This is a genomic window from Brevibacillus sp. SAFN-007a (genome assembly GCF_051967035.1).
Lineage (GTDB): Bacteria > Bacillota > Bacilli > Brevibacillales > Brevibacillaceae > Brevibacillus.
Genome location: NZ_JBQCKK010000006.1, coordinates 135,364 through 151,054, shown reverse-complemented (window position 1 = coordinate 151,054; position 15,691 = coordinate 135,364). Strand labels below are relative to the sequence as shown.

19 protein-coding genes are annotated in these 15,691 nt (G+C 55.5%); 16 read left to right on the top strand and 3 right to left on the bottom strand.

Features of this window, described 5'->3' with window-relative positions; translation table 11 throughout:
• The first annotated feature begins 224 nt into the window (after positions 1–224).
• A complete protein-coding gene (locus tag ACTHO6_RS09920; RefSeq protein WP_440241368.1) occupies positions 225–1,106 on the top strand; it encodes a cation diffusion facilitator family transporter in 882 nt (293 codons plus the stop codon).
• 84 nt (positions 1,107–1,190) lie between these two features.
• Here ACTHO6_RS09920 and ku read toward each other — a convergent pair whose 3' ends face one another.
• Positions 1,191–2,162 (bottom strand): non-homologous end joining protein Ku, encoded by a 972-nt coding sequence (gene ku / locus ACTHO6_RS09915; RefSeq protein ID WP_440241367.1) that lies wholly within the window; start codon positions 2,160–2,162, stop codon positions 1,191–1,193.
• Between the two features lie 184 nt (positions 2,163–2,346).
• The gene (locus tag ACTHO6_RS09910) at positions 2,347–2,490 is read right to left on the bottom strand and encodes a hypothetical protein (RefSeq protein ID WP_440241366.1); all 144 of its coding nucleotides are present in this window, start codon (positions 2,488–2,490) and stop codon (positions 2,347–2,349) included.
• 400 nt (positions 2,491–2,890) lie between these two features.
• Here ACTHO6_RS09910 and rsmD point away from each other — a divergent pair, with 400 nt between their 5' ends.
• A complete protein-coding gene (gene rsmD / locus ACTHO6_RS09905) occupies positions 2,891–3,457 on the top strand; it encodes a 16S rRNA (guanine(966)-N(2))-methyltransferase RsmD (protein WP_440241365.1) in 567 nt (188 codons plus the stop codon).
• Positions 3,458–3,500: 43 nt separating this feature from the next.
• Positions 3,501–3,983, top strand: a complete 483-nt coding sequence (gene coaD, locus ACTHO6_RS09900) for a pantetheine-phosphate adenylyltransferase (RefSeq protein WP_440241364.1) — start codon at positions 3,501–3,503, stop codon at positions 3,981–3,983.
• Positions 3,984–3,999: 16 nt separating this feature from the next.
• Here coaD and ylbJ read toward each other — a convergent pair whose 3' ends face one another.
• A complete protein-coding gene (gene ylbJ, locus ACTHO6_RS09895; protein ID WP_440241363.1) occupies positions 4,000–5,232 on the bottom strand; it encodes a sporulation integral membrane protein YlbJ in 1,233 nt (410 codons plus the stop codon).
• Positions 5,233–5,368: 136 nt separating this feature from the next.
• On the opposite strand from ylbJ, the gene ACTHO6_RS09890 reads away from it, so the two are divergent.
• From ACTHO6_RS09890 to acpP, 13 genes are all read left to right on the top strand, one after another.
• Positions 5,369–6,163: a patatin-like phospholipase family protein gene (locus tag ACTHO6_RS09890; protein ID WP_440241362.1), complete on the top strand. Its 795-nt coding sequence runs from the start codon at positions 5,369–5,371 to the stop codon at positions 6,161–6,163.
• The gene (locus ACTHO6_RS09885) at positions 6,160–7,227 is read left to right on the top strand and encodes a SepM family pheromone-processing serine protease (RefSeq protein WP_440241361.1); all 1,068 of its coding nucleotides are present in this window, start codon (positions 6,160–6,162) and stop codon (positions 7,225–7,227) included. Before ACTHO6_RS09890 ends, ACTHO6_RS09885 begins: the two co-directional genes overlap by 4 nt.
• An 84-nt stretch (positions 7,228–7,311) precedes the next feature.
• Positions 7,312–7,830 (top strand): YceD family protein, encoded by a 519-nt coding sequence (locus tag ACTHO6_RS09880; protein WP_440241360.1) that lies wholly within the window; start codon positions 7,312–7,314, stop codon positions 7,828–7,830.
• 138 nt (positions 7,831–7,968) lie between these two features.
• Positions 7,969–8,139, top strand: coding sequence for a 50S ribosomal protein L32 (gene rpmF, locus ACTHO6_RS09875; protein ID WP_005834357.1), 171 nt, complete (start codon positions 7,969–7,971; stop codon positions 8,137–8,139).
• A 198-nt stretch (positions 8,140–8,337) separates the two neighbouring features.
• On the top strand, positions 8,338–9,117 hold the full coding sequence (locus tag ACTHO6_RS09870) for an ABC transporter permease (protein WP_440241359.1): 780 nt from the start codon (positions 8,338–8,340) through the stop codon (positions 9,115–9,117).
• A 4-nt stretch (positions 9,118–9,121) separates the two neighbouring features.
• On the top strand, positions 9,122–9,910 hold the full coding sequence (locus tag ACTHO6_RS09865; RefSeq protein WP_440241358.1) for an ABC transporter permease: 789 nt from the start codon (positions 9,122–9,124) through the stop codon (positions 9,908–9,910).
• Positions 9,911–9,923: 13 nt separating this feature from the next.
• Entirely contained in the window at positions 9,924–10,892 is a 969-nt protein-coding gene (locus ACTHO6_RS09860; protein WP_440241357.1) for an ABC transporter ATP-binding protein, read from the top strand.
• Between the two features lie 126 nt (positions 10,893–11,018).
• Positions 11,019–11,603: a transcription factor FapR gene (fapR, locus tag ACTHO6_RS09855; protein WP_440241356.1), complete on the top strand. Its 585-nt coding sequence runs from the start codon at positions 11,019–11,021 to the stop codon at positions 11,601–11,603.
• Between the two features lie 20 nt (positions 11,604–11,623).
• The gene (gene plsX / locus ACTHO6_RS09850) at positions 11,624–12,631 is read left to right on the top strand and encodes a phosphate acyltransferase PlsX (RefSeq protein WP_440241355.1); all 1,008 of its coding nucleotides are present in this window, start codon (positions 11,624–11,626) and stop codon (positions 12,629–12,631) included.
• Between the two features lie 5 nt (positions 12,632–12,636).
• Positions 12,637–13,656, top strand: a complete 1,020-nt coding sequence (locus ACTHO6_RS09845) for a beta-ketoacyl-ACP synthase III (protein ID WP_440241354.1) — start codon at positions 12,637–12,639, stop codon at positions 13,654–13,656.
• Entirely contained in the window at positions 13,656–14,606 is a 951-nt protein-coding gene (gene fabD, locus ACTHO6_RS09840; protein WP_440241353.1) for an ACP S-malonyltransferase, read from the top strand. Before ACTHO6_RS09845 ends, fabD begins: the two co-directional genes overlap by 1 nt.
• Positions 14,600–15,340 (top strand): 3-oxoacyl-[acyl-carrier-protein] reductase, encoded by a 741-nt coding sequence (fabG, locus tag ACTHO6_RS09835; protein WP_440241352.1) that lies wholly within the window; start codon positions 14,600–14,602, stop codon positions 15,338–15,340. Before fabD ends, fabG begins: the two co-directional genes overlap by 7 nt.
• Before the next feature lie 53 nt (positions 15,341–15,393).
• Complete coding sequence (gene acpP / locus ACTHO6_RS09830; RefSeq protein WP_005834336.1) at positions 15,394–15,627, top strand: acyl carrier protein; 234 nt, start codon at positions 15,394–15,396, stop codon at positions 15,625–15,627.
• Positions 15,628–15,691 lie beyond the last annotated feature (64 nt).

The window sequence follows — 15,691 nt, the reverse complement described above, 5'->3', positions numbered from 1 at the left end:
CGGAGAACACTGTATTTGGCAAGAAAAAGTTTCCAACAAAAATTGCCGCAGGGCAACACATTTTCCCCGCCTCTATACTCATGAATCGGACTAAAACTGTTTCTGTAGACCCACACGAATTTTGTCTGTTACGATGAGATTCGAAAACGAGAAACCGCTTTTATCCGTTCTGTTCTGACAACGTTGAGCGAAAAGGGCGATTGAGATTTTTGGGGTGATGGAGTGTGGATGTATATTCGGATTTGAAGCGAGGCGAGCGAGGGGCTTGGGTTAGTATTGTCGCCTATCTTTTTTGCTCGGCGTTAAAAATAGGGGTTGCGGTGCTGACCGGTTCGGAAGCGCTGATGGCGGATGGGCTGAACAACTCGACGGACGTGGTGGCATCCATAGCCGTGCTGATCGGGCTGCGCATCGCGCGCAAGCCGCCTGATCGCGATCATCCGTACGGGCATTTTCGCGCAGAGACGATCTCGGCGCTGGTCGCGTCATTTATCATGCTGTTTGTCGGGCTGGAGGTCATTACAGGAGCGATTCCGTCGCTGATGGACGCCAACCATAGCGCTCCGGACCTGTTGGCGGGCTGGACGGCTCTGGCAACAGCCGGCATCATGCTCGGGGTATACCGATACAACCGTCAGCTGGCCGTGAAAACGAACAGCCAGGCGTTGCTCGCCGCCGCTGCCGACAATCGTTCGGATGCCTTCGTCAGCATCGGTACGTTTGCGGGAGTTGCGGGCGCACAGTTTCAACTGCATTGGCTCGACCCGCTGGCTGCGCTTATCGTTGGGGGGATCATCCTGAAAACGGCGTGGGATATTTTCCGAGAGGCGACCCATCGCTTGACCGATGGCTTCGATGTGGGGCAGCTCGAGGAACTGAAGGAAACGATCGTCTCCATTTCCGGGGTGAAGGCGATCAGCGATATCAAGGCGCGTTATCACGGCAGCAGCGTGCTGGTGGACGTGGTGATTCACGTCGATCCGAAGTTGAATGTGGTGGAAAGCCACTCGATTACCGAAAAGATTGAAGAGCGTATGAAGTATGTGCACAAAATCAATACCGTTCATATTCACATCGAGCCAGAACAGCCGCTCGTCAAGAAATGAGCAAAAACCTGTCCTTAGCAAAGGGCAGGTTTTTTTGTGAAGGCTGCGCCGATTGTCCGGGCGCAGCCAAAGCTTCTGGCACGATTACACGGGAGTGGCTTTTTTGCGGCGAAGCGTTTTGGTAGTCGAGGTGGAGGTTGTTCCCGACCCCGGTTTTCCTGCGGGTTCTTTGGCAGCAGAGGAATCCGTTTTCGCCGTGGAAGCGGCCCGTTTTCGCCCGGCTTTCGGTTTAGGGGCCGTCGGAGTCGGCTCGGGCACAAGCTTGGCGGGAGTGGTCTGGGTGCCTGCTGCTGTAGAGGCCAGGCTTTCCTTCAAGGCTTGCATCAAGTCGATCACATTCGTCCGCGCAATTGTGGGAGCGGTGGCGATCTCTTGACCCTCCAGCTTTTTCTCGATCATGCTTTGCAGTTCTACCCGGTATTTGTCGGTGTATTTTGCCGGATCGAAGGGAACGGTCATATTGCCGATCAACTCTGTCGCCATTTTCAGTTCGTTTTCCGCGAGCGGGACAGTAGCCTCCGGCAAGGCTGGCACCTGGTTGACCGGACGCACCTCGTCCGGGTAAAAAATCGTTTCCAGCATGATGCAGTGCTCGTACAGCCGAATGACGGCGAGACTTTGCCGATTGCGCATCGTCACCTGGGCGATGGCGATTTTTCCGCTCTGTTCCATGGCGGCGCGCAGCAGCGCATACGCTTTTTCGCCCGTCTCCTGCGGGGACAGGAAGTAGCTTTTGTCAAAATAAACCGGGTCGATTTCCGACAAGTCCACGAAGTCGAGAATCTCAATGGCCCGCCGCGTCTCGGGCGTGATCGCCTCCAGATCCTCGTCGTCGATCATGACAAAATGGCCTTTTTCGTATTCGTATCCGCGCACGATTTCGCTTGCTTCCACCTCTCGCTGGCAATGCGGGCACATTTTGGCGTATTTGATCGGGGTGTGGCATTCCTTGTGCAACTGGCGAAAGCGAATGTCCCGCTCCTCTGTTGCCGTAAACATGCGGACGGGGATGTTGACCAGGCCGAAGCTGATTGAGCCTTTCCATACGGTGTGCATAAGATTCCTCCAGTACGGACGGTTTGGATGTGAAAATGAGGGGGCTTTCGCCTGTTTTCGCTTAGTGTGCGTAACCAGACGGAAAAGGGCGCGAGGGAAATGCAGGCGGGGAAACATTGACACCGTTGCATCGGGCAGAAAAAAGCCAGCCGCAGGATGGCGACTGGCTTTTCGGCTGCTCTCGTTATTGGCCATGCTTGATGATGTCCGACTGGTCCGCGCGCGACTGCATGTCCCGCGCTTGCTCGACGCCTGTTCCCGTTCGGTCGGCATCGGACTGAGCCTGGGATGCTTTTCGCTTTTGCGCGGACGGTAGTTTTTCTGCCATGTCGATTCCCCCTTCGTTGAACATGTGCAAGTAGTATGCTCCCCCCATGCACAAAAAAATACCCCCTCGCCATACGACGATGGGGCAGCGGTTCAACTCCTCCCGCGTGGGGAGCGCTGGCACGGAATGCTCCTATCAGACACGCCGTGCGCCAAAGTGAACTGCCTTTCAATTATGGGAGAGGAGAAACCGGAGGAAGAGCTTATGGGGAAACGTAAGTCTTCTCCGCGGTTGTCAGCGACACCGTTGCGTCGCTATCCATTATGATTTCCAATCTTTGTGCGGTGTATACTTCGCTACGTCATAAATTTTCCAGTTGCCAATTTTACCGGGATAGGCAGTTGTGATAGTATGATATCAGCTTTTATCCCTTATTACTTCTTGGAACAGGTGAACGAATATGCGCGTCATCGCGGGAGAACACAGAGGAAGAAAACTGGCGGCCGTCCCGGGAAGCGGGACGCGTCCGACGACCGACAAGGTAAAGGAATCGATTTTCAACATGATTGGCCCGTATTTTGACGGGGGCTGGGCCTTGGATTTGTACGCCGGAACAGGCAGCCTCGGTATAGAAGCATTGAGCAGGGGAGCGGACAAGGCCGTGTTTGTCGAGCGGGATGCCAAAGCGTTCGCCGTCGTCAAGCAAAATGTCAGCGCCTGCCGACTGGACGAATACGCAGAACTGTATCGCATGGATGCAGAGCGGGCGATCCGGCAGCTGGCCAAACGCGCCCAGCCGTTCGCGCTCGTTTTTCTCGACCCGCCTTACGCGAAGCAGCGGATCGTGGAGGAGATCGAGCAGCTGCAAGCGCTCGGCCTGCTGGCAGATGGCGCCTGGATCGTGGCCGAGCACGACAGCAAACTCTCCTTTCCCGATGCGATTCAAAACTGCGTCAAAGATCGGGAAGCGACCTATGGCGATACAGCTGTCACCCTGTATTATTACGATCCGCAGCAGGAAGCGTAAGCGATGGATTGCTTAGCCAGTACACGAAGAGGAGGAAGGCAAGATGGCGATTGCCGTTTGCTCTGGAAGCTTTGATCCTGTGACGTACGGACACCTCGATATTATCAGTCGGGGTGCAAAGGTATTTGACAAGGTAATCGTAGCGGTTCTGATCAATTCCCAGAAAAAATCCCTGTTCAGCGTTGAAGAGCGCGTCGAGATGCTGCGGCAGGTGACAGCGGGCATGGACAACGTCGAGATCGACTCGTTTGACGGCCTTTTGATCGACTACATGAACAAGCGCGGAGCCAAAGTCATCATTCGCGGTTTGCGGGCCGTCTCCGATTTTGAATACGAAATGCAGGTGGCCTCGATCAACAAAAAACTCGACGACCGGATCGAAACGTTTTTCATGATGACCAGCAACCAATATTCGTATTTAAGCTCCAGCATCGTGAAGGAAGTGGCGAGATACAAGGCGAGTGTGGCAGATCTCGTCCCGCCGGCCGTCGAAGAGGCGCTCAAGCGAAAATGTGGGCAGCTGTAAGCGGTACAGGCAACGATTATCTCGTCTTGCCGCTTTGCCAATAGCGAGCCAGCAAACTGATGGCGAAAAGCAGGACAGCTACGCCGATGGCGAGCGTGCCGGAAAACGCGATCGTCTCCCACCAACTCGTAGCCGGGATTCCGGACGGGGTCGGCATGAAGACGGGGACGCTTTTTACCAGAAACCACGTACTGACCTTGACCAGCGGATTCCAGAAGACAAAGGTCAAAATCGCCGCCAACACGGCGTGCAAGGCACGGGCGATGAAATAGGGCGCGACGCGAATATCGGTTTCGCTCAGAATGCTCGCCACCTGGGCATGGACGCTCAGGCCGCCCCAGGAAAGGACTGCGCTTGCGATTGCGGCTTTCCAGACCATGGAAACGCCGTCGGGAACCACACTGGCTGCCTGCGCGCCCAGCGTGACCTCGAACAGTCCGGCGACGATGGCTTGGGAAAAAGCGGGCGGAAATCCGAAGGGGCCGAGCAGGATGGCAAGCAGCGTGCTGATCATCTGCGTCAAGTGAATGGCGGCAAACAGTTGGATCAAGACGGAAAAGACGATGATGAAGCCGCCGATCATGAGGAGCGTGTTCAGCGCGGATTGCACGGCATCGCCCATCAGCTTGCCGAATGGCCGTCCGTCGCGGATTCGTGCGCGGTGCATCGCTTGCAGCGCCCGCAGCGGCAACGGCAGGTTCGTTTTTTCCAACGGTTTGGATACCGTGGCAAACGGAGCGTGGAAGCGATACACCAGCCCCATGAGGACAGCCGACAAATAATGGGTCAAGGCCAGGACAATCCCCATTTGTTCGCTGTGAAAAAAGCCGATGGCGACAGCCCCCATCACAAACAGGGGGTCGCCCGTCGTCGTGAACGATACGAGCCGCTCTCCTTCCGCTTTCGATACGTTTCCCTGCTGGCGCAAGCGGGTCGTCAGCTTGGCCGCCACCGGATACCCCGACGAAAAGCCCATAGCCAGCACGAAGCCGCCTGTGCCGGGCACGTTGAACAAGGGGCGCATCAGCGGTTCGAGCAGCACGCCGACAAAGTGGACCACCCCCAGTCCCATCAGGATTTCCGAGAGGACGATAAACGGGAGGGTGGAGGGAAAGACGACTTCCCACCAGATTTTAAGTCCGCGGACTGCCGCTTCAAAGGAAATTTGCGAATAAATCACCAGCGTCAAGACGAGTGCGACTGTCGAGAGGGCAAGCAACAGAGTGAACATCGGTGAGTGGCGTGACATGGAATCCTCCTGTGTCGACGAAAAGATCATAGTACATGTCTACGTGGCCGCGGGATGAACTATGCGTGAGCTTGTATCTTTCCAGGTGTGAAAGGAACAGGAAGTCGTCACATAAGCTGTTACAGGAGGTGGTTGCATGACGGCGAAGCGAAAACCAATCGTGGGAGTGGCGCTAGGCTCAGGCGGGGCCCGCGGTTTTGCGCACATTGGCGTGTTAAAAGCATTGGAGGCGTACGGAGTCGAAATTGACATGCTCGCAGGAAGCAGCATGGGGAGTTTGATCGCGGCCGTGTATGCGAACGGGATCGATCCGCACATGATGGGAAAGCTGGCGCAAAACCTCAAGCGCAAGCATTGGCTGGACTTGACTGTACCCAGCATGGGCTTTGTGTCAGGCGAAAAGATCAAACAGTTAATCAAACTGCTCACGCATGGCAAGCGGATCGAGGAACTGAAAAAGCCCCTTGCGATTGTGGCGACCGACATTGAATCGGGCGAGCGGGTCGTTTTTCGCGAGGGACCCATCGATCAGGCCGTGAGGGCGAGCATTTCCATTCCGGGCATTTTCGTTCCGGAAAAGGTCGACGGACGGCTGCTCGTCGACGGAGGAGTCATTGACCGCGTACCCGTGACAGTGGTCAAAGACATGGGAGCAGACATTGTCATTGCCGTCGACGTCTCGCAGGTCGATACGCCGATGAAAGTGGGCAGCATCTTTGATGTCATCGCGCAGACGATTGATGTCATGGAACGAGAAATTCTTCGCCATCGGATCATCGCGGCTGACATCGTAATCCGTCCGGATGTTGGACATTATAGCAGTATCGCCTACACGGGCGTCGAGGAAATCATCGAGTTGGGCGAACGCGAGGGTGCAGCACAGGCAGAGCGCATCCAGCAACTGATTGCGAACTGGGAGGAGAGCGGATGAGCGAAGAACAGCTTTATGGACAAAGACGGGGATCAAGGGGGAGCAGAGGACGTAGCTGGGGTCTTGCCTTGATCCTCGCCGTGGTCGGGCTTTCTTTTTTTATCCCGACCGACTATTATGTGACCCGGCCGGGTTCGGCGATTGAACTGGGGCCGATGATTGAGGTGGAGGGCGGCAAAAAGGACGAGAAAGGGGCGTTTATGCTCACCACGGTACGGATGGGCGAGGCCAATCTGGCCTGGTACGTCTACGCCAACCTGTCTCCCGATGCGGAATTGATGCCGAAGGAGCTGGTCGTCGACAAAGGCGAGGACAACGAAGACTTCGTCCGCCGCGAGCAAGCGGTGATGGACAATTCGCAAAAGATCGCCGAGGCCGTTGCCTTTCGCCTGGCAGGCTACGACGTGAAGATCGAAAAGGAAGGCGTATGGGTGATGGGAACGCTGGATGGCCTGCCTGCCAAAAAAGTGCTGAAAATCGGAGACGTCATTACCGCTGTCGACGGGGTTCGCACCGCCGAAGCCAAAGACCTGCTGCGCGTTCTCTCCGGCAAAAAGGCGGGCGATCAGGTGGAGATTACATACACGAGAGATGGACAAGAGGCTAAAACGATGGTAACCTTGGTACCGTTGCCGGAGTCAAAGTCTGTCGGGATCGGGGTGCGCCCTGACAACAAGCAGGAGATCGTGATTCCGAAAAAAGTGACCATCGCGTCGCAGGGCATCGGCGGACCGTCTGCCGGGCTGATGATGACGCTGGAGATTCTGGATCAGCTCGATACGAAGAAGGATTTGACAAAAGGCTATAAAATCGCCGGTACAGGCACCATTTCATTGGATGGGACAGTAGGCCGCATCGGCGGGATCAGTCACAAGGTCATCGCAGCCGACAAGGCGGGGGCCGAGATTTTCTTTGCGCCCCAGGATACGCCTGATGCCACCTCCAATTATCAGGAAGCCGTGGCTACCGCCAAGCGGATCGGAACGCCCATGCGGATCGTTCCCGTCAAGAATGTGGCGGATGCGATTGCGTATCTGGACGGACAAAAACCGAAGTCTTCGTGAGCAAACAGGCTGTCAAGGAAAAATGGTTGACAAAGCTTTTTGCACGGGCTATAATCATCCTTGTTGTGCATGAGGTGAAGTGCGATGAATATTAAGCTAGCAGAACTGGAACACCGAAAAGGAGAGGCGTTGCCGTTTCGGCTGACGCTGGATGCAGCGGAGCTGAAACATCGCCATCAGGAAATTCGCGGGACTACTCCTGTGGACGCTGAGGGCGAGGCTGTACAGCTGGGCAACCTCTACTACGTAAAAGGCAGCATGAAGGCGGATGTCGATTTTGTCTGCGCCCGTTGCCTGAAGCCTTTTACCCATCACGCAGCCGTCCATTTTTCCGAAACCTTTGCCCCGGCGGATGATCCAATCGTGGGCGAAGAGGAAGACAGCGAAATTCTTCCCCTGGAAGGCGATGAAATCGAGCTGACTTCCCTGTTGCAGGAGGACTTTTTGCTTGCGATGCCGACCTTCCCCTTATGCGAGGAGGACTGCAAAGGATTGTGCCCGACTTGCGGCGTGAACCGCAACGAAGTGGCATGTAGCTGCAAGAATGAGCGGATCGACCCGCGCTTGGCCGGGTTGGCGGACTTTTTCAAGGACAGCAAGTAGTTGGTTACTGTTTTCAAGGTGAGGCGCCGATCTTCGGATGCAGCGTCTCATTTTTGAAGGATGGCATAAGCATTTTGCCTATACTATCCACCCAATAGAGCATCTTAGCATTTGTCAGTTGAAGGAGGTGTAAGGAAGATGGCAGTACCTCAACGGAGAACTTCCAAAACCCGTAAAAGAATGCGTCGTACGCACTTCAAATTAGAGATTCCAGGCATGATCAAATGCGATAATTGCAGCGAATACAAGCTTGCGCATCGTGTTTGCCCAAGCTGCGGTCACTACAAAGGTGTGAAAGTAGCAAAGTAAGCTTTGCTGCGTAAAAAGAGTGAGGTGAGCAATCACCTTGCTTTTTTGTTTTTGGCTGGCCCGGATCGGCAGGTTCGGGCCAGCAGGCAAATAGAGCGGGGAAGGTTCTTCTTGCAGGAAGAATCTTCTTTTTTTGCTTGCAAAGAACAAAACAGCCTGCTATTCTGGTATTCCTGACTTTTCCATGAGGAGGGTGCCATGGTCTACTGGCGGTTGATCCGCAAAAGCTATCGACGGAATCTTCAGTATCGTCTCTCACATCTGGTCAACAATCTGGCAAGCTCGGTGTTCGGGCTTGTTTTTATTGCGATCTGGATGGGCGTTTTGCGCGGCAAAGAGGTACCCGGTCCGTACGATGCCGCCACGATGGCCCATTACATCGCGATGTGCCAAAGCGTGCTCTGGGTCACGACGTTTTTGTCTCCGGGTCTGCATGTCCAACTGGGCGTGCGCAGCGGGGCGGTCAGCCTGGACATGCTGAAACCCGTCCACTATTTGTGGTACACCTTGAGCCAGGAGTTTGGCAGGTTGCTCTACAACGCCTGTTACCGCAGTCTGCCCATCGGTCTTTTGCTCGGGCTTGCCGTCGGCTTCTCCGTTCCTTCTCACCCGCTTGCTTACCTCCAGTTTCTGCTCTCGCTGTTGCTCGCGGCTTACATCGCCATGCTCCTGTTTTATCTGGTCGGAATCTCTGCCTTTTGGACGACAGAGGTGCGCTGGTTGCACCTTGTTTTGCTGTCGCTTCTTTTCGGCTTAGGCGGACAGATGATTCCGGTCGATCTGTTGCCTGGCAGCCTGGGGGAAGTCGCTCCGCTCTTGCCGTTTGCAGCGGTGATTTTCTACCCGGTCATGAACTGGCTGGAATTGGCGCCTGCATACGGGATAGCGGTTCAGGCGTTTTGGGCGGCCGTGCTGACGGTGATCGCGCTGTGGGTGACCGGGCGAGCGAGAAGAAAGCTGGAGATTCAAGGAGGGTAGAGAGGTGCTTGGACTGTATCGAAAACTCATCGCAGCCAGCATTCGCGCGCAAATGCAGTACAAAATGAATTTTATCACCAGCGCGGCTACGACCGGGATAATTATGGTGCTTGATTTCATCGTCCTGTCCGCCATTTTGCACCGCTTTGACAACGTGGCGGGCTGGAACATCTACGAGGTCGGCATGCTGTACGGCATCTCTTCGGCCTCCGTATCGCTGTACCGGTTGTTTGCGCCAGAATTGAACGATTTTGAAAAGTACGTGGTGCACGGCGAGTTCGACCAAATGCTGGTTCGTCCCGTCTCTCCGCTCTTGCTTTTGCTCACGCGCAATCTGGACCTTTCGCGGATTGGCGGGGTGGTGCAGGGAGTGGCGGTGCTGGTCGTTTCGCTTTCCGGGCTTGCGGCAGCAGGCAAACCGATTGGGGGGCTGGTGCTGTTTTCCCCTGTGGCAATCCTTTCCGGAAGCGTGATTTATTTTTCCTTGGCCCTGGCTTCAGCGGCCCTGTCCTTTTGGACGCAGCAAATGAAGGATCTGCTGACCTTCACCATCTATGCCCCGGCCAATGCCTCCAACTATCCGATCTCGCTCTATCCGGGCTGGCTGAAGTGGCTGTTTTTCTCGGCGCTCCCGATCGCTTACATGAATTACTTGCCAATGCTGACCTTGCTCGGAAAAGGGGGCGGCTGGTCCTACCCGTTTGCAGCACCACTCGCGGCGGTGGCGGCGCTATTGTTGGCAAGAGCCTTCTGGAATCTAGGAATTCGGCACTATCACAGTACGGGAAGTTAAGGAGGTTGTGAGCATGATAGAAGCTGTTCATCTCGGCAAGTCGTTTTTTCTGTCACCGCCCAAAACAGGCCCGTTCGCTTCGCTGCGTACCCTGTTTTCCCGGGAGCAGCGCGAAGTCAAGGCGGTGGACGACATCTCCTTTTCCATCGGGGAGGGAGAGTTCGTCGGCTACATTGGCCCGAACGGCGCGGGAAAATCGACCACGATCAAGATGCTCTCCGGGATTTTGCACCCCACTCGGGGAGAGATTCGCATAGACGGCTACAGCCCGCAAACAGACAGGATCCGAGTAGCCTCGCGCATCGGCGTCGTATTCGGGCAGCGAACGCAGCTGTGGTGGGACTTGCCTTTCAAAAACTCGTTTGAAATTTTGCAGGCGATGTACAAGATCGACGACCGTGCCTATCGGCGCTCGCTTGCGCTCTTCCGGGAACTGCTGGATTTGCACGAGTTTTTCGATACGCCTGTGCGCAAGCTGTCTCTCGGGCAGCGAATGCGAGCGGACCTCGCTGCGGCCCTTTTGCACGATCCGCCTGTGCTGTTTTTGGATGAGCCGACGATCGGGCTGGACGTAGTCGCAAAGGCGCGCATTCGCGCGTTTTTAAAACAAGTGAATGAGACAGAGAAAAAGACGATTCTTCTCACGACGCATGACATGGACGATATCGAACAGCTGTGCAAGCGGATTATCGCCATCAACCACGGGCAAAAGGTGCTGGATACGAGCCTCGACGACATGCGCCGACAGATTGGCTTGCCCAGCCTCATTCAGGTCGAATACCGACAGCCCCCGAGACTTTTGGCGGAGCTGCCGGGCGTTGAGCGAATGGAGCTTGACGGCCATGTCCTATCCATTCATTTTGACAAAGGGCAAATTTCCTCGCCGCGCATTCTCGCGGAAGTCGCGGGTTGGGGCGAGCCGGTGGACATTCAGATGAAGGAGCCCGGGATCGAGGAAATCATTCGATTGATGTATCGCTAGGGAGAGCTGCCTATTTTCAAGAACTTTACTTGTAATTGCCCGCGTTCTCCCTTATACTGTTTTGGTACCTGGTATTAAAAACAGCTCGCAATCATACATATCCGTAATGAGAATCTTGCTAGGGGGGTGTTTCGCATCGCCCGCTTGCCAAAAAAAGACCGCCAGACGCGCTTGGTGCAGTCGCTGGCGGACAATCCATTTGCGACGGACGAAGATTTGGCTGAGCTATTTCATGTCAGCATTCAAACGATACGTTTAGATCGATTGGAGCTTGGGATTCCCGAGCTTCGCGAGCGGATCAAATCGGTTGCCGAAAAGAGCCTCGATCCCGTGAAATCGCTTGGGATCGACGAGGTGATCGGGGAGATCATCGACTTGCAGCTCGATTCCCAAGCCATTTCCGTACTGGAAATAAAAGAAGAGCATGTTTTTTCGAAGACGCAGATTGCCAGGGGGCATTATATTTTTGCCCAGGCCAACTCGTTGGCAGTAGCAGTCATTAATGCCGATGTGGCGCTGACCGCAACGGCCCGAATCCGCTTCGTGCGGCCTGTGCGCATCGGCGAAAAGCTGGTGGCAAAAGCAGTGGTGCGCAGCCGGGACAAAGGCGAGTGCAAAGTGCGCGTAGAGACCAAGGTCCAGGGAGAATTGGTGTTTACGGCGACGTTTCGGGTTGTGGAGATGTCAGGGACACAGAATTGGCATGGATGAGAGGTAAGGAGGAGACACGGTTGCGAATTGCAGTTGATGCGATGGGCGGCGATCACGCACCGCGAAGTACAGTGTTAGGGGCGCTTGCCGCCGTCAAGGAAAACCCGGCCATTACCGTTGTACTGGTGGGAGATGAACAGGCCATTCGGAATCACCTGCCGCAAGACGTGCCGGCAAACATCGAGATCGTTCCGACGACGGAAGTGATTTTGCCGGATGATGAACCGGTTCGGGCTGTACGTCGCAAAAAAAATGCTTCGCTGGTCGTAGCAGTCGAAATGGCGCGCGAAAAAATCGTGGATGCAGCGATCTCTGCAGGGAATACAGGTGCGCTGATGACGGCGGGTCTGCTCTATGCAGGCCGCATGGAGGGAATCGAACGTCCCGCTCTTGCCGCCTTTATCCCGAATGTGCTGGGCCGCGTGACGCTTACGCTGGACGTGGGCGCCAATATGGATGCGAAGTCGCATCACCTGCTGCAATATGCGGTGATGGGCAGCCTGTACGCCGAGAAAGTGCTGGGCTTTGACAATCCAAAAGTGGGACTCCTCAACGTAGGGACGGAAGAAGGAAAAGGAAACGAACTGACCAAAGCCGTTTTCCCGCTTCTGTCCCAGACCGAGCTGAATTTTGTCGGCAACGTGGAAGCGCGTGACGTCATGCAGGGGGCATGCGACGTGCTCGTTTGCGACGGCTTTGTCGGCAACGTGTTGCTGAAAGCGGTAGAGGGCGCAGCCTCCACAATCTTTTCGCTGTTGAAGCAGGAGTTTACTTCCAGTCTGATTAATAAAGTAGGAGCGGCCATTTTAAAGCCGGGACTCGTGCGTTTCAAAAACAAAATGGACTATGCGGAATACGGGGGAGCGCCGCTGTTGGGCCTGAAAAGTCCGATCATCAAGGCGCACGGCTCCTCTGACGAGCGAGCGCTGAAAAACGCAATTGCCAGTGCGGCCCGCTTCGTTCGGCAAGATGTGAACGAGGTGATTGCACAAGCGCTACAGAAAAATATAACGGGAGAAAGCGAGTGAGGCAGATGGACAAAAAGCGTTCGGTAGGCATATTGGCTACAGGTTCCTACACACCTGAAAGAGTGCTTAGCAACTTCGATCTGGAGAAGATGGTGGAAACAACCGATGAGTGGATTGTTTCCCGCACCGGAATCCGGGAACGTCGCATTTGCTCGGCTGAGCAAGCTTCTTCCGATCTTGCTTATGAAGCTGCAAAAAAAGCGCTGGCGCGAGCCAACATCAGCGCAGAGCAGCTGGACATGATTATCGTGGCAACGGTAACGCCGGATATGATGTTCCCGTCGACGGCCTGCATTCTACAGAATAAGCTGGGGGCAAAGCGGGCAGCGGCGCTGGACGTATCGGCTGCCTGCACCGGATTTTTGTACGGCATCACGACGGCAGCCCAATTCATTTCCAACGGCCTGTACAAATACGTGCTGGTCGTCGGGGTAGAGACGCTGTCCAAAATTACGAACTACAAAGACCGCAATACATGTGTGCTGTTCGGGGATGGCGCAGGTGCCGCTGTGATCGGCGAGGTGCGCGAAGGCTTTGGCTTCCAGTCGTTCGAGCTTGGCGCAGACGGTGCCGGCGGCGAACTGTTATGCTTGCCGGCGGGCGGCTCCCGCATCCCGGCTTCGAGCGAAACGGTAGCCAATGACTTGCACTATCTCTCCATGGCGGGCGGCGAAGTTTTCAAATTCGCGGTGCGCGTGATGAACTCCGCGACAGAAGCGGTATTGGCCAAAGCGGGAGTCGAGCGGGCAAACATCGACCTCTTGGTGCCGCATCAGGCCAACAAGCGGATTATCGATTCCGCCGTCCAACGCTTCGGCTTGTCGGAGGACAAAGTGGCGATCAACCTCGACCGCTACGGAAACATGTCTTCGGCGTCGATTCCGGTAGCGTTGGATGAAGCGATCGCAGCGGGACGGGTTAAAGAAGGCGACAATGTGATTCTCGTAGGTTTCGGCGGCGGCTTGACCTGGGGCGCAACGCTTCTGAAATGGTCGACCACGCCAGCGGAAGGGAGCGGACAGTAGTGGGGAAAGTAGCATTTGTGTTTCCGGGGCAAGGCTCGCAATTCGTCGGAATGGGACAGACGCTTTCCGAGCAGTCGGAAGCAGCCCGTCGCATTTTTGAACAGGCAGATGCCGCGCTTGGCTTTTCGCTTTCCGGTCTGTGTTTTGCAGGCCCGGAAGAAGAGCTGAAGCTGACGGCGAACACGCAGCCGGCGATTTTGACCGCGAGTATGGCCGTGCTGGCCGCCTTGAAGGAAAAGTTGCCGGACTATACGCCTGATTTCGTGGCAGGCCACAGTCTGGGAGAATACTCGGCGCTGGTGGCAGCAGACGCGCTGTCTTTTTCGGATGCGGTGAAAGTCGTTCGCGCACGCGGTCAATTCATGGAAGAAGCCGTTCCGGCAGGCCAGGGCGCGATGGCGGCGGTTTTGAACATGGAGCGGGCAGCCTTGCAAGCCGTATGTGAGGAAGTGACGGCTTCCGGTTATCCGGTTCAGCCAGCGAATATGAACGGCCCGGGGCAAATCGTCATCTCCGGCTCGGCTGAAGGGGTCAAGCTGGCGGGCGAAAAGGCCAAGGCAGCAGGCGCGAAGCGTGTGCTCCCGCTGAACGTGAGCGGGCCGTTCCACTCCAGCCTGATGCAGCCGGCTGCAGACAAATTGCAGGCGGTGCTTGCAGGCGTCACAGTCCGCGAAGCAAGCGTACCAGTCGTGGCAAACGTGACGGCACGCCCGGTTACCGAAGCGGCGACGATTGTCGAGCAACTGGTGCAGCAAGTATCCGCTCCGGTTTTGTGGGAGGACTCGGTGCAGTGGATGGTAGAAGCAGGCGTGACCACATTCGTGGAAATCGGACCAGGCAAGGTGCTTGCGGGACTGATTAAGAAAATCGCGCCAGCCGATACGACGATCGTTTCGGTGCAGGACATGGAGTCCTTGACTGAGCTTTTGAACGGAGGGATACTATGCTAACAGGAAAAACAGCGCTTGTGACAGGAGCCTCCCGCGGGATTGGCCGTGCCATTGCCCTCAAGCTGGCCGAAGCAGGGGCGAATGTCGTGGTAAACTACGCAGGAAGCGAAGCGGCAGCTGCGGAGACCGTGGCCAAGATCAAGGAGCTTGGCCGCGATGCGATCATGGTTCGCGCCAACGTTTCTTCGTCCGAAGAAGTGGGCGACATGTTCAAGGCCGCTTTGGATCATTTTGGAACGATCGACATTTTGGTCAACAACGCCGGGATTACCCGCGACAATTTGCTGATGCGCATGAAGGAAGAAGAGTGGGACGACGTCATTGCCACCAACTTGAAAGGCGTATTCAACTGCCTGAAAGCGGCGACTCGGCCGATGATGAAGCAGCGCTCGGGCAAGATCATCAATATTACGTCCGTGGTAGGGGTGATCGGCAATGCGGGGCAAGCTAACTACGTGGCGGCAAAAGCGGGTGTTATCGGCCTGACCAAAACGGCCGCGCGCGAATTGGCGAGCCGGGGCATCACGGTGAACGCGGTAGCGCCTGGATTTATCGATACCGAAATGACGGCCGTGCTGCCGGAGGACGTAAAAGCCGGCCTCATCAGCCAGATTCCGCTCGCACGGCTGGGCCAGACAGAGGACATTGCGTCCGTCGTTCTGTTCCTTGCTTCCGATGCAGCCAACTACATGACTGGCCAAACCTTGCATGTGGACGGCGGCATGTACATGTAAACTGGTTTTTTGACAGCTCATCCACTATAATACGGGAGAGGGGGTGAAGTAAAATGGCAGATACATTGGAGCGCGTGAAGAAAATCATCGTCGATCGTCTGGGTGTAGATGAGTCCAAGATTACTTTGGAAGCTTCTTTCAAAGAAGACCTGGGCGCTGACTCCCTGGATGTAGTGGAACTCGTCATGGAACTGGAAGACGAGTTTGATTTAGAGATTTCTGACGAAGATGCTGAAAAGATCACTTCTGTTGGTGAGGTTGTCAAGTACATAGAATCTCACAAGTAGATCCATCAGTTGGAAGTCCCGTACCATACGGGACTTCTCCTTCAATTGCCGCCGAATACATACA

Excerpts from the sequence above, each read along its gene's own strand:
- acpP (WP_005834336.1), top strand. The coding sequence starts at position 15,394 with ATGGCAGATACATTGGAGCGCGTGAAGAAAATCATCGTCGATCGTCTG.
- ACTHO6_RS09845 (WP_440241354.1), top strand. The coding sequence starts at position 12,637 with ATGGACAAAAAGCGTTCGGTAGGCATATTGGCTACAGGTTCCTACACA.
- ylbJ (WP_440241363.1), bottom strand. The coding sequence starts at position 5,232 with ATGTCACGCCACTCACCGATGTTCACTCTGTTGCTTGCCCTCTCGACA.
- ACTHO6_RS09880 (WP_440241360.1), top strand. The coding sequence starts at position 7,312 with ATGAATATTAAGCTAGCAGAACTGGAACACCGAAAAGGAGAGGCGTTG.
- rpmF (WP_005834357.1), top strand. The coding sequence starts at position 7,969 with ATGGCAGTACCTCAACGGAGAACTTCCAAAACCCGTAAAAGAATGCGT.
- ACTHO6_RS09870 (WP_440241359.1), top strand. The coding sequence starts at position 8,338 with ATGGTCTACTGGCGGTTGATCCGCAAAAGCTATCGACGGAATCTTCAG.
- ku (WP_440241367.1), bottom strand. The coding sequence starts at position 2,162 with ATGCACACCGTATGGAAAGGCTCAATCAGCTTCGGCCTGGTCAACATC.
- ACTHO6_RS09860 (WP_440241357.1), top strand. The coding sequence starts at position 9,924 with ATGATAGAAGCTGTTCATCTCGGCAAGTCGTTTTTTCTGTCACCGCCC.
- ACTHO6_RS09885 (WP_440241361.1), top strand. The coding sequence starts at position 6,160 with ATGAGCGAAGAACAGCTTTATGGACAAAGACGGGGATCAAGGGGGAGC.
- ACTHO6_RS09910 (WP_440241366.1), bottom strand. The coding sequence starts at position 2,490 with ATGGCAGAAAAACTACCGTCCGCGCAAAAGCGAAAAGCATCCCAGGCT.
- rsmD (WP_440241365.1), top strand. The coding sequence starts at position 2,891 with ATGCGCGTCATCGCGGGAGAACACAGAGGAAGAAAACTGGCGGCCGTC.
- fabG (WP_440241352.1), top strand. The coding sequence starts at position 14,600 with ATGCTAACAGGAAAAACAGCGCTTGTGACAGGAGCCTCCCGCGGGATT.
- ACTHO6_RS09890 (WP_440241362.1), top strand. The coding sequence starts at position 5,369 with ATGACGGCGAAGCGAAAACCAATCGTGGGAGTGGCGCTAGGCTCAGGC.
- coaD (WP_440241364.1), top strand. The coding sequence starts at position 3,501 with ATGGCGATTGCCGTTTGCTCTGGAAGCTTTGATCCTGTGACGTACGGA.